Raw genomic sequence first — 12609 nt, 5'->3', positions numbered from 1 at the left:
TTCACTAGTAAATGGTTGGAACCATTCCCCCATCCATACGGATCGGTGAACCTTTAAATGGCGTTGCATAAGGACTGCATACAAATGTTGCTAGTCTTCCGATCTCGCTTGGTCTGATGAAACGTTGCAACTCAGATTGGGGAAGATTGGCCGCCATGAACGTTTTTTCTTTCTCATCAAAGGTCAGACTCTCATCCTGGATGAGACTCTCTATGATCTGCTCTACATTCTCCGAAAGGGTTGGTCCAGGCATGATCGTATTGACCGTTACTTCCGTACCTTTTGTCAATTGGCTTAAACTCTTCGATAAAGAGAGTAGCATGGATTTGGTTACAGCATATTGCGGCATATGTCCAGGCATCACAGCTTCTTCACTCGCGATAAAGATGACCCTGCCGAAGCCATTGTCCAGCATGGTTGGCAAATAAAACTTGGTCAGTGCGTTTGCGGAAAGAACGTTCGTCTGAATATACTTTTCCCATACCGTGTCGTCTACATCATAATAGGACATGATTTCATAAATCCCGGTGTTGTTGATCAAAATATCGACCTGTGGGAACGTTTTGAACAAAGCTTCACGTTCATCGGCACTGACAATATCGGCTACCGCGTTTTGAGGAGAAGTGTTGGGATAGGCAGATTTGATTTCGCGAACGACTCGTTCTACCTCTTCAGCACAACGTCCATTGATAAGTACATTGACCCCTTCTTTGGCTAATTCCAGAGCAATCGCTTTACCGATCCCTTTTGTCGATCCGGTCACCAACGCTGTTTTGTTTTTTAATCCCATATCCATAAACCATTTCTCCTTTTTCTGTCTGGTTGATTTCTAGTTGAGTGTAATAAGTGCTTATCTTCCTGTAGAAGCATCTTCTAGTTTGGCGTATCTTTCCGCATGTTCGCTTCGCCAATTGGCAGGTGTATCGCCTTCCCAAGCACGAAATGCACGGTAAAATGAATTCTGGTCTTCATATCCGATCAGAAATGCGACTTCCTTGATATTAAGTGATAAGTCTGCCAAGTACACCCGAGCTTGTTCATGTCTTGCCTGCGTGAGCAGATGTACGAAACTTGTTTTTTCATCCATTAATCGGCGCTGTAATGTGCGGTCACTCATGCCCAATTCCTTAGCGACGGTTTGTACTTCTGGACGTCCGGCACTTAAGCTACGCTTCATAATCCACTTGACCATGTCCGACATGGAACGATTTACTTTGTGTTCATGTAGCGTATGATCCAGTGCAGGGCTTAAAATCTCAAGTAACTCTTCATTGTAGGTGAGGAAAGAAAGATCCAGGTCTTTTCGATGTAACGTCAACCGATTTCTACTGCCGTTTGTCCGGACCGGGCAACCAAAATAAGCTTCGAGAGCTTTTTCATCTCCCATCGGCTGGGTAAATTCTACTGCACTTGCAATAAGAGTCCGTCCTGTTCCCTTCCGTCCCAATTCAAGCAGGAATGCTAATGTGATGCCGACCAGTAATGGCGGACAAGTCTGATCGGTGACGATCCATTCCAGATCAATTGTAAAACTCTCCCCCTCCTCAACCATCTTTAATCTTTCGGGAGGACAGAGTTGTTTATACCTGGCCATCCGATGCAATGCATCGCGATAATTACGGGCATGATAAGTGGCTAAGATCGGCGGCGGATACTTCGTTACTTCATAACCGGTTGCGAGATTGATGATCCCTTGGGCAATATCGCCTGCAAGGTCAGAATACGCTTGCCAAATAGCATAATATTGAGCGGTATTTACCGTCGTTTCGGAAATGATGGTAAGCGGTAATCCGGCTTTACGAGCTACATCCTGTGAGGAAATACCTAACTGACATAGCCCTTCCCAGAAACCTTGTGGCATTTTGATACGGTTATAGGAATAGGATGACATTCATCTGTACCTCCTTCTGCTGACTGACATATTCGAATGACAAACCTTCCTTGTCTTCGCTGACTCATGAATATGATGATACTCTTAACTTTCTGATATGTATCTAGCACAGGGTGACAACAGACTAACGAATTACGCCGTTTTATAAACTTTAAGGCATAAGCGACTCCCTTACCCTCATGTTCTTTCCCCTAATCCAGCCGTATACTGTAGAATAAAAGATAGTCATTATGCTTCTTTGCTGCACAGGGGGAAAAAATATGTTGAAGGAAAAGTTCTCAAAAGAAAATGCCTCTATTTTTCAGAAGCTGGCGCTCGGTCTGGTTTTGATGTTTGTGCTAATCATCCTGATCTTCTGGTGGATCTATCGATTAAACGTGGATGAAATTCAGCGCGAGTTACAGAAGAATAAGCTGGGAGAAGTACGGTTCATGTCGTCCCAGCTGTCTAATCAATTTGAGCAGGTATTAATGAATGCGCTGACATTATCCGAGGATCAGTCGGTTAGAGGGTACACATATGCTCTCACTTACGGGAATGATTTTGCCAAATACAAAGCCAAACTGGAGCTGATGGAGAAGCTTGCTCTTAACAGTGCTTCAACGGCATGGAACAATACGATCATTTTGTATTATCCGGATGAGAAAGCTACTGTATCTTCGGATCGTGAATTTTCATTTCAGCCGTTCGTCATGTCCAAAGATCCCTTAGATAAATGGACGTTACATATGAACAAGGATGGTACGGGGTATTATTCGCATCTTACCAAGGGACATCGAGGTCCGATGTACATTGAGATCCGGATATCACTTGAAGTGCTGCAGAAAATGATGTCTGAATATACTTCCGGGACACCAATGCTTTATGATTCGCATTTTAAGACAGCAATCCGGGGAGCAGGCTCCTCACAACTTGCCGAAGCTGACGCACAGGTTATTCCACAGATTATAGATGATAGCGGTTTCTTCGAAATTGCATTTCAGGATCAGAATTATTTCATCAGTTATATGAAAGCAAGCATTCTCGATTTGTACTTTATTGATTACCATCTTACCAATCAATTGCAACAGTCTATCTCACGTAACAATACGTTGTTTGTGCTGGCCCTTGTGGCGCTGCTCCTGCTTTCTCTGTTGTACACGCTGGCGCTGAGGAATCAGATCCAACAACCGATTATTCGTCTGCGCAAAGCGATCGATCGTTTTGACCGGGGAGATTTCTCCAGCCGTGTTGATGAAACGCAGACTCTTGAGTTTCGTATATTAGGCCGGTCGTTTAACAGAATGGCCGAGAATACCCAGACGTTAATCGAACAGGTGCTACTTGGAGAGCTGTCGGTAAAAGAGGCCAGGTTGAAGCAGTATCAAGCCCAGATCAATCCACATTTTCTATATAACTGCCTCAACTATATTCAGAGCAAATCCAGTGTCAAAGACTATGAATCTGTAACCGCCATGACCCTGGAACTGGCTTCCTATTGCCGTTATATTCACCGCATTGAAGATATGGATACCACGCTTGGTGAAGAGCTTCGTTTTGTGAGCAATTACATGTCCATCATACATATGCGAAAGAAAAGCATTACCTGTGAGATCCATGTGCCAAAACAGCTTCTATCTATTCGTATTCCTCGTATGATCCTGCAACCGCTCGTTGAAAATGGTGTCAAACACGGCATAGAACCTTCCATGGGTTCTGGGAAAATTACAATTCGTGCAGCGCAGGATCAGGAGTTCATACGTATCGCGGTTGCAGATAACGGCGTAGGCATGCCGGCAGAACGGCTTGCACTCATCAGCGAACATATGGATGAATTAACGCGTCCAGAGGAACAGATTGGAACAGGAGTCCGAAATGTAAATCAGCGATTGAGGCTCACCTACGGCAAACGGTCAGGCCTCTCTATAGAGTCCACCTTATATGAAGGAACCTCATGCATCATTACTATACATAAGGAGGATATCGCAGATGCATCAGATTCTGTTAGTTGACGATGAATCCTATGTGATTGACGATCTTGAGATCTCATTTCCATGGGATCAATACCGTATTGAGCGTATTCACAAAGCATACTCCGGCATGCAGGCATTATCCATTCTGGAGGAACAGACGGTAGACATTGTAATCACTGATATTTCAATGCCCGTCATGAATGGACTTGAACTGATACGGCAGATCAAGGCGGTGAAACCCAACCTTCCCTGCATTTTGCTTACCGGTTATGCCGAGTTTGAGTATGCCAAAGAAGCGACGAAATTCGGTGTTGTCGAGTATTTATTGAAACCGCTGGATGTCGAAAAGCTGGCATCCTGTCTGGAAAAAACAGTGATGTCCATTGAAGAGCAGATTCGTAGGGCCTTGTCTTATGAACAGGCAATGAACTCATTTCGTGAGCACTTGCCTTCGCTGAAGGACAGATTACTGAATCAACTGATTGAAGGTAATCGTTATTCAGAAGATGTTCTGAACGACAAGTTGGGCCATTATCATCTGCCCTTCCAAGCCCAAGATGACGTACAGCTTGTTCTGGTGCGGCTGGAAGAGCATTTCACCAGATATACGACGACCAGTTTGCAATTGTTTGAATACGCTGTGACCAACATTGCGTGTGAGTTATTTAATACGGCTTTTCATACCTGGCACTGCAGGGATCATTACGATTATTTGGTCTTTTTGTTAAAGCCCGCTGGACCTGGAGCAAACGAAAGTGATACTTCACCAGAGACGAATCACAGTAAGCAGCTTACGAAGCAGAATCAAGATCTCACCCATCTTTCCCTGCAGTTGCATCACAATGTCAATGAATACCTGAAAGGAGGCATTTCGGTTATTCTTAGCCAAACGGGTACACTCCAGCATGATATCCGTGACATGTACGAGCAGGCCATATCGGCCCTTAAAAAGCAAGTAGGTAACGGTACCGGATACTTTCTCCCTCTGGAGGAAAGCTGCCGCTCTGTCTCCATACGCTCCCTACATATTTTGTATGAACCTCCTACCTTTAATCATCTGCTTGAAACAGGACAATGGGATGTGTTCAAAGAACGCATGCACCGGATCAAGACCGGTTATGACGCATTACCTGAACAAACCGAAGAACATCTGGATGAGATTCAGATTGTATTGTTATCGGCTTTTCATTACATTGCCCACAAAAATCAAGCGCTGTTGTCTGATCTGGTAGGAAACGAATGGGTTCCCCGTGTGCCCTTTCGTTCAGTTTCCCAACTTACGGATTGGGCGGATAACACGCTTGATCGGCTACGTATAAAGCTGGAGGAACAGTCTTTTGATGAGCAACATGACGTTATTCATCAGATCAAGACGTTTGTTTCTTCTAATCTGCACTCCCTCAGTCTTCAATCGATCGCAGATCATGTATCCTTGCATCCGGTATACGTCTCCAAGCTGTTTAAACAATTTCAAGGAATCAGCTTAAGTGAATATATTTTAAGTGTCAAAATGGATCTTGCCCTCTACCTGCTCAACCACTCGCAGGATAAGGTATATGAGATTTCGGAAAAACTGGGGTATGCTAACTCCCAATATTTCATCAAGGTGTTTCGCGATAAATTCGGTATGACACCGCAGGATTACCGGGAGCAATAAAGCAGCGTATCGTGAAGAAAGTTAGCGTAAAACAAAGCAAAAAACCGCGCTTCACGTACACAGGTCAATGAAATCCCTTGTACATGAAGCGCGGTTCGTTTTTTATTTTATTGTGTCATACCAAGCATTGACTTCTTCCGTGATCTCTTTACCTCCAGAAGTCATGTACTGCTCTGCAAAAGTATCAAATTCCTCGATCGGCGCTTGGCCGTAAATGATTTTGTTCAATACTTCCTTCTCCAGCTTGGTCAGCAGATCACCTCTGGCAACCTGTGTTTTCGTTGGTACACCCGTGAACATCTGAGGCATTACAATATCTTTTTGATCAATGACAATTTTGGCTGCCTTAATCTGTTCAGGGATTCGGTCCGCCAGGTTTTTCTCATACTGAGTGGTCGGCTCTTTGCCATTCGCAAGATCAGCTAACGTATTCATCATCAGGTTAGGAATGATCGCTCCATCAAAGGTTAATGAATAACGGATCGCATCAATCCAGCCGCCCGGAATTTTGTCGCTTTGCTGCTCTTTATATACCTCACCGTCAGGGCCGATATCATAATCATAGCCTTTGGCAAACCCGTGCACGAATGTTGTGCTGTCCGGATTAGCCCAGTGATCAAACAGATAGTTCTGGTATACAAAGAATGCGTCTTTGTGTTCCATATCTTTGTTAATGAGGACGGCACCCGTACTGATTGGTGTTCCGTGGCGTCCCATTTTACCGTCGGGACCAGCAGGAAGTGGATATGCTTTATATTCAGCACCTGGCACATTTTGCTGCAGATCCGGGATGGGCCAGCCTGTCATCCAATAAGGGCCAACGATAATACCGGACTTGCCGGCAGTAAATGCTTCAGCGGCTTTGGGCTCATCATACAGCCCTGCTTCTTTATCAATGTAACCTTTCTGCATCCATTCTTTCATCTTCTCCAGTGCCGGTTTCATCTCGGGCTGGATAGAGCCGTATGCAAGCGAACCGTCTGCTGCTTTATTCCACTGATTCGGCATCGCTCCAAACATGCCAAAGATCCAGCCGGATTCTGCCATCCATGTGTTCAAATTGTTTTTGAACCCTACAGAGAGAGCAACGGTGTCCTTCTTCCCGTTTCCATCCGGGTCTTGATTGACGAAGGCATCCATTACCGTTTCCAATTCATCTAATGTTGTTGGTGCTTTCAGATTCAACTTCTTAAGCCAGTCTTCACGAATGTACATCACTGGATCATTGTTGTAAGCGTTCTCCAGAATAGGGATTGCCATTCGTTTACCGTCACGGATGTAGGGATTCCATACATTTGGATCTTCCGCCATCGCTTTTTTATACGTATCCGAAGCATATTTATCGAACAGTTCTCCTGCATCCACGAATTGACCCGATTCAATTAGATCACTAATTAATGTTTGGCTACCGCGGAAAGAGATAATATCCGGCATTTTCTGACCCGATGTGAGCATCAGACGAAGTTTGGTCTGGTAAGCATTATTTTGTTCACTGACCGTCCATAAGTACTTAATATCGATCCCCAGTGTATCGTGAGCCCACTTTGTATGCACGTTATTTTCAATGTTCTCCCCATTTTTGAACTTCAAGCTGCTAGTAATCGGGAACACCGTCGAAATGGTAACCGGTTCAACATACTTGCCATTCTCAAACGGAGCGGAATAAAATTCATTACTGTCGTTAGGATTTTTCTGTGATGTAGAATCGTTGCTGCATGCTGCGAGTACACCAGATAACATTGTAGCAGCCATCAGAATGCGTAGCGGCTTTTTCCATGTTTTAAACACGTTGTTTCCCCCATATCATATCAAATTTAGTTAACCCTGAATGGGTCTTACTCTTTAACAGCACCAAGTACAATCCCTTTAACGAAAAAGCGTTGCAGTAAGGGGTACACCACCAAGATCGGTGCCATGCCAATGAAAATCTGAGCCGCCTTGATCGTCCGTTGTGAGATGTTCTCGAGGTCTTCGGGACGCACAGAAACTTTACTGAAGTCCTGCTGAACGATGATCGTCTGCAGGAAGGTGGCGAGAGGATACTTTTCGTGATCTGTCAGGAAAATCAAACCATCGAACCAGGCGTTCCAGTGCCCTACCATGGAGAACAGGGATAGCGTAGCGATGGCAGGCATCGACACGGGCAAAAAGACAGAGATCAATGTCCGAAAATAACCTGCACCATCAATGAAAGCAGCTTCCTCCAGCTCCTTAGGCACATTGCGGAAGAAATTTAACAACAGAATCATATTCCAGACAGATACTGCTCCGGGAAGAATAAGCACCCACATCGTATTGAGCAAATTAAGCTTCTGAATAAGAATGTAAAATGGAATTAAGCCTCCACTGAACAGCATCGTAAACACAAAGTACCACGTATAGATATTACGACGTTTGAAACTTCTATTTTCGCGAGATAACGGATAGGCTGCCAGAATGACAACAATCATACTGAGAAGTGTACCCAGCACGGTTCGCTGTACAGCAACCCATAGGGAACGGATGAAGTTTTCATTAGCCAATGTTTTCTCATAAGCATCAAAAGTAAATTCAACCGGAAAGAGTCCGACCAGATTCGCATTGGCAGCTGCTTTACCGCTGAAGGAGACCGCGAGAATGTGGATCAACGGGATAATACAGAGTAACGATAATAAAATTAAGAACGTATAGTTAAACACGGTGAAAACTTTGTAAGGTTTTGTTTTATGATACATGCCGGTAAGGTCTCCTTTCTAGAAAATACGGTAATTTGCAAATTTATAAGCTGCACGGTATGCTAGCACAATCAGAACGAATCCGACAACCGACTTGAACAGCCCGACTGCAGCCGAGAATCCAAACTTCCCGTCGATGAGACCTACCCGATAAACGAAGGTATCAATGATATCACCCTTATCGTAAACGAGCGGATTATATAGATTGAAAATCTGGTCGAATCCTCCGTTCAAAATATTTCCGAGTGACAACGTTCCTACGACAATCATGATCGGAATCAGAGCAGGAATCGTAATGGACCAGGTTTGTTGCCACCGGCTAGCCCCATCCACCTCAGCAGCTTCATATAGTGCCGGATTAATACCTGCGAGAGAGGCTAGAAAGATAATCGCGCCGAATCCGAATTCTTTCCAGATATCACTGGTGACCACGACGATTCTAAACCAGGTACCTTCTCCGAGGAAAAAGATAGGTTCCAGACCAAACACGGCCCTAAGAAACTGATTGATCATACCTTTTGTTGCCAGCATGTCCAGTAGTATTCCGCCAAGAATAACCCATGACAGAAAGTGCGGTAGATAAACGAATGTTTGTATACTTTTCTTGAAGGTTTCCTTCCGTACTTCATTAAGGAGTAACGCAAAGACCAATGGTGCAATCAGGCCTCCAATCAGTTTCATTCCCGCAATAATTAAAGTGTTCCAGATCACCTGCACATTCTCAGGCATGCTGAACAGAAATTTGAAATGTTCCAATCCGATCCAGGAAGATTTGGCAAACCCGAGCCAGGGCTTGTAATCCTGAAAAGCAATGACCAATCCGCCCATCGGTATGTACGCAAATATGAACGTTAAGATAACTGCTGGCAGGAGCATAAGATCCAGTGCCAGTGTTCGTTTAAAGCCTTTTTTTCGTTTGTTGCGCCGGGGACTCGGGCGAATCACATCGGCTTTCGTGGGTGTGGTGGCTTTGGCATTACTCATTCGTGTGCTCCCCTTCTTTCTCTATGTTCTGCAGAGATAGGCGTCAGCTCTGTTGTATCTCCGTATATTCAGTATAGATTCACCGCGCCGAAGTCAACATGATAAAACGATAACTTCGATAACAAATTGTTAATATGGCACGTCGGTTGAACGAAAATAACCCTCATGCCTATAGAGCGTTTACTCCAGAGGTAAGAGGGTTATTGATTTACAGGTATAATTCACCGAAAACAACTTCGCAAGTGTTTAGTATGAAGTGTAAGGGTTAGTATTTGGATAAAATACTCTGGAGTACGTCTCCATCGATGTTGCCACCGCTTAATACAAGTGCGACATTTCGACCACCGATTCGTTCCCTCTGTTCCATAATCGCTGCAACTACAGTAGCGCTTCCTGCTTCAATAATGTATTTTTCTTCTTTGGCCAGAAAACTTACGGCTTGGCCAATCGAATGCTCCGACACGGCAATAAAATCATCAACATAATCTTTAGCCATCTCGTAACTCAGTTTTCCAACCCCACCAAGAAGTGCGTCACAGAGGGATTCCTCGCTAGGATATTGTTCATATAAGGTATGATCTTCGTAAGATTTGATCATGGCCGAGCAAGCTTCGGTTTGCACTCCAACAATTCGAATGGACGGCTTGATCGATTTGGCAGCAACCGCAATCCCTGTAATCAGGCCCCCACCACCTACTGGAACGACGATCGTGTCGACATCCTGGTTTTGTTCTAAAATTTCAATGCCTATCGTGCCTTGTCCACCATAAATCTCCGGATCATCGTAGTAAGGATCAATATACGTTAAATGATGCTCATGAATGTACTTCATGCCGAGCGTATGAGCCTCGTCAAAATCTTTCCCTAATTTCATCACTGCTGCCCCGAAATAGTTCATTTTATCCATTTTGCTTTGGGCCGTCGTTTCGGGAACGATCACCTTTACGGGATGAATTCCGAGAATGGAAGCCGCGTAGCTTACAGCACTACCGTGGTTACCTGAAGAAATGGCTGCAACGCCTCTTCTCTTTTCTTCCTCGGATAACGTCATCATTTTGTTTAAAGCCCCTCGGATTTTAAAGCTCTTTGCTCGTTGGAAGGACTCCAGTTTGAAAAAGTATCTCCTATTCTGATCACCTAGATAGAATGACTCCTCAAGTGGTGTATGCTTCAGATGTTTCTTGATGCGGTCATATGCTTGTAACACATGTTCATAGCTAAAAGTCATTTCAAATTCTCCTCTAGATGTCTATTTTAATGCCGAGATTTCTTTCTTCTGCAGTCTGCAATGCCATTTTCGCTGCATATATATCCAGAATCGCCATACCTGTCGCATCAAATATGGTGATTTGTTCGTTTGAGGTTCTTCCCTTTGTTTTTCCTAAAATCAAATCCCCGATCTCACCGCATATATGGCTTTCTGCAATCTTGCCTTCTTTCAGCGGTATTTCAATCTCACCCACTTCTATACAGTGCTCCCGATCATCTACATATAAGATGGCTTGTGACACCAGGTTGGAGTCAACCTCCTGTTTCCCCGCCATATCTGCACCTATGCAAGAAAGATGTGTGCCTTCTTTTACCCATTCCCTCTTAATGATCGGCGTTCGGGATGATGTTACGGTGATGATAATATCACTGCTTTTTACAGCTTCTTCTAGCGATTCCGCTGCTTCAAACGTAACGTTCTCGATGTTTGTGCCAAATTCAGATTGAAGTCTGCGTGGTATTGCGTATAGAAAAGTTCTCAGCTTCTCTTGGTCCCTGGCGGCAACACATACCGTTTTCAAGTTCGGAAGCACGGATAAGGCACAAGCGATTTGGAAGATCGCCTGATTGCCAGAGCCTACGACAAGGAGAGTTTCAGAGTCTTTTCTTGCCAAGTATTTTGCTCCGATTGCCCCCGAAGCACCTGTACGTATGCCCGTAATAAAGGATGCCTCGGTTATGCCTAAGGGTCTGCCTGTATCGGCATCAAATACGTTTATAAGCCCCGTCAAAGTAGGGAGTTGCTTCGCTTCATTCTCGGCAAACCATGTGATTGTTTTATGCCCAAATACCTTATCACTCTTCAGATATCCTGATTTAATATCCATATCGGCCTTGCCTGGAACAAAATCGTAGAAGATGGTCGGCCAAGTCTCCGTGTTATGTTCGCTCCTGGACTTGTAGACGTTTTCTACTAGATGTATCACCTGCGGTACATTCAATCCTTGTCTGACATCGTGATCACTTAAAAATCGCATCTGGCATGCCTCCTTCTTTATCAAAAAAAGCATTGAATCTCATCCCTCCTACATGACGTAGGCCCTAGTGGGGAGTGAGACTCAATGCTTCTTATCGTTTTTACCCGGGGATAAAAACAAGCATGATATAAAATTTGTAGCTTTATTTTAGCTGAACTTTGTTGAGAATACAACGATTATTCATTATGGTTTACATAACTTTAACTATGGTAATTATATGGCACTATATTTGTCTGAAGTACAATGTATATGCTATCCTTTGCGCCGGGCTGTCCGTTCGATTCCGTCAATAACCGTTTCGAACAGTTGAGCCGGCAGATCATGCCCCATCCCATCAAGTAACATAAATTCTGCACCGGGGATGGCTTCGGCTGTATCTTTGCCGCAAGCGGGAACAAACATCGGATCATCCACGCCATGAATCACTAAGGTTGGAACGTTTACTTTTGCCAGACGTGCACGCCGATCTCCTGAAACGGCAATAGCTGCAATTTGCCTGCCAATACTGCCCGGATCATAAGCTCTCTGAATTTCTTCTCGAATGAGTGAACGATACTCATCTTCATCGAAAGGAAAAGCTGTTCCCGCAATACGTTTGGCAAAAGCTATGCTGTGAGTAAAGTACCCCGCTTCATCCTCCATTGGATTTGGTGCTGGCCGAGTCATTAACGCCATGACTTCTGGGGATGTTGGTGGAAGTTCCGGGTTACCTGTAGTCGACATTATTGAAGTAAGCGAGAGAACACGCTCGGGATATTGGCTGGCCACAAGCTGGGCAATCATACCACCCATTGAGCGCCCAACAACATGTGCCTTTACAATCCCAAGGGCATCTAATAATCCAATCGTATCATTAGCCATATCATCAAGTGTGTAAGGAATTTTCGGTCGTTTTCCCGACATGAGTGTTTTGGCCAATGCTTCGAAATCTAATGTGGCATGATTGCTAAAATGTGTAGATAACCCTGTATCTCGGTTATCAAAACGAATCACTCGAAATCCACGTGCTGCTAACATCTCACAGAATGGGACCGTCCAACGAATCATCTGTGTGCCGAGCCCTGCAATTAATAGAATGGTTTCATTCTTTTCGCTGCCATAACTGTCATAGGCAATATCAATGTCGTTTACTCTTAATGTATTCATTATGATGTTCTCCTTAAAA

The 12609-nt window shown here is 44.3% G+C and carries 10 protein-coding genes; 2 read left to right on the top strand and 8 right to left on the bottom strand.

Features of this window, described 5'->3' with window-relative positions:
* Positions 1 to 4 precede the first annotated feature (4 nt).
* Positions 5 to 796, bottom strand: coding sequence for an SDR family NAD(P)-dependent oxidoreductase (locus Q9R46_RS10370; protein ID WP_311279968.1), 792 nt, complete (start codon positions 794 to 796; stop codon positions 5 to 7).
* 54 nt (positions 797 to 850) lie between these two features.
* A complete protein-coding gene (locus Q9R46_RS10365; protein ID WP_311279967.1) occupies positions 851 to 1891 on the bottom strand; it encodes an AraC family transcriptional regulator in 1041 nt (346 codons plus the stop codon).
* 260 nt (positions 1892 to 2151) lie between these two features.
* Between Q9R46_RS10365 and Q9R46_RS10360 the strand changes: the two genes are divergently transcribed.
* A complete protein-coding gene (locus Q9R46_RS10360) occupies positions 2152 to 3882 on the top strand; it encodes a sensor histidine kinase (protein WP_311279966.1) in 1731 nt (576 codons plus the stop codon).
* Positions 3860 to 5500, top strand: coding sequence for a response regulator (locus Q9R46_RS10355; RefSeq protein WP_311279965.1), 1641 nt, complete (start codon positions 3860 to 3862; stop codon positions 5498 to 5500). The genes Q9R46_RS10360 and Q9R46_RS10355 overlap by 23 nt, the downstream gene beginning before the upstream one ends.
* A 102-nt stretch (positions 5501 to 5602) precedes the next feature.
* On the opposite strand, the gene Q9R46_RS10350 is transcribed toward Q9R46_RS10355, so the two are convergent.
* The 6 genes from Q9R46_RS10350 to Q9R46_RS10325 all read right to left on the bottom strand — a co-directional run bounded on the left by Q9R46_RS10350 (position 5603) and on the right by Q9R46_RS10325 (position 12590).
* Positions 5603 to 7252, bottom strand: coding sequence for an extracellular solute-binding protein (locus Q9R46_RS10350; RefSeq protein ID WP_397386375.1), 1650 nt, complete (start codon positions 7250 to 7252; stop codon positions 5603 to 5605).
* A gap of 83 nt (positions 7253 to 7335) precedes the next feature.
* Complete coding sequence (locus Q9R46_RS10345) at positions 7336 to 8214, bottom strand: carbohydrate ABC transporter permease (protein WP_311279963.1); 879 nt, start codon at positions 8212 to 8214, stop codon at positions 7336 to 7338.
* Positions 8215 to 8232: 18 nt separating this feature from the next.
* Complete coding sequence (locus Q9R46_RS10340) at positions 8233 to 9090, bottom strand: ABC transporter permease (RefSeq protein WP_311280995.1); 858 nt, start codon at positions 9088 to 9090, stop codon at positions 8233 to 8235.
* A 373-nt stretch (positions 9091 to 9463) separates the two neighbouring features.
* The gene (locus Q9R46_RS10335; RefSeq protein WP_311279962.1) at positions 9464 to 10426 is read right to left on the bottom strand and encodes a threonine ammonia-lyase; all 963 of its coding nucleotides are present in this window, start codon (positions 10424 to 10426) and stop codon (positions 9464 to 9466) included.
* 13 nt (positions 10427 to 10439) lie between these two features.
* A complete protein-coding gene (locus Q9R46_RS10330; RefSeq protein ID WP_311279961.1) occupies positions 10440 to 11444 on the bottom strand; it encodes an ornithine cyclodeaminase family protein in 1005 nt (334 codons plus the stop codon).
* Between the two features lie 252 nt (positions 11445 to 11696).
* Positions 11697 to 12590, bottom strand: coding sequence for an alpha/beta fold hydrolase (locus tag Q9R46_RS10325; RefSeq protein ID WP_311279960.1), 894 nt, complete (start codon positions 12588 to 12590; stop codon positions 11697 to 11699).
* Positions 12591 to 12609: the final 19 nt, after the last annotated feature.

This window comes from Paenibacillus sp. RRE4 (assembly GCF_031844205.1).
Taxonomy (GTDB): Bacteria; Bacillota; Bacilli; order Paenibacillales; family Paenibacillaceae; genus Paenibacillus; species Paenibacillus xylanexedens_B.
This window is presented reverse-complemented; position numbering and strand designations above follow the sequence as displayed.

Coding starts and splice junctions, on each gene's coding strand:
- Q9R46_RS10330 (WP_311279961.1), bottom strand. CDS start 11,444: ATGCGATTTTTAAGTGATCACGATGTCAGACAAGGATTGAATGTACCG.
- Q9R46_RS10360 (WP_311279966.1), top strand. CDS start 2,152: ATGTTGAAGGAAAAGTTCTCAAAAGAAAATGCCTCTATTTTTCAGAAG.
- Q9R46_RS10340 (WP_311280995.1), bottom strand. CDS start 9,090: ATGCTCCTGCCAGCAGTTATCTTAACGTTCATATTTGCGTACATACCG.
- Q9R46_RS10355 (WP_311279965.1), top strand. CDS start 3,860: ATGCATCAGATTCTGTTAGTTGACGATGAATCCTATGTGATTGACGAT.
- Q9R46_RS10350 (WP_397386375.1), bottom strand. CDS start 7,252: ATGGCTGCTACAATGTTATCTGGTGTACTCGCAGCATGCAGCAACGAT.
- Q9R46_RS10345 (WP_311279963.1), bottom strand. CDS start 8,214: ATGTATCATAAAACAAAACCTTACAAAGTTTTCACCGTGTTTAACTAT.
- Q9R46_RS10370 (WP_311279968.1), bottom strand. CDS start 796: ATGGATATGGGATTAAAAAACAAAACAGCGTTGGTGACCGGATCGACA.
- Q9R46_RS10365 (WP_311279967.1), bottom strand. CDS start 1,891: ATGTCATCCTATTCCTATAACCGTATCAAAATGCCACAAGGTTTCTGG.
- Q9R46_RS10335 (WP_311279962.1), bottom strand. CDS start 10,426: ATGACTTTTAGCTATGAACATGTGTTACAAGCATATGACCGCATCAAG.
- Q9R46_RS10325 (WP_311279960.1), bottom strand. CDS start 12,590: ATGAATACATTAAGAGTAAACGACATTGATATTGCCTATGACAGTTAT.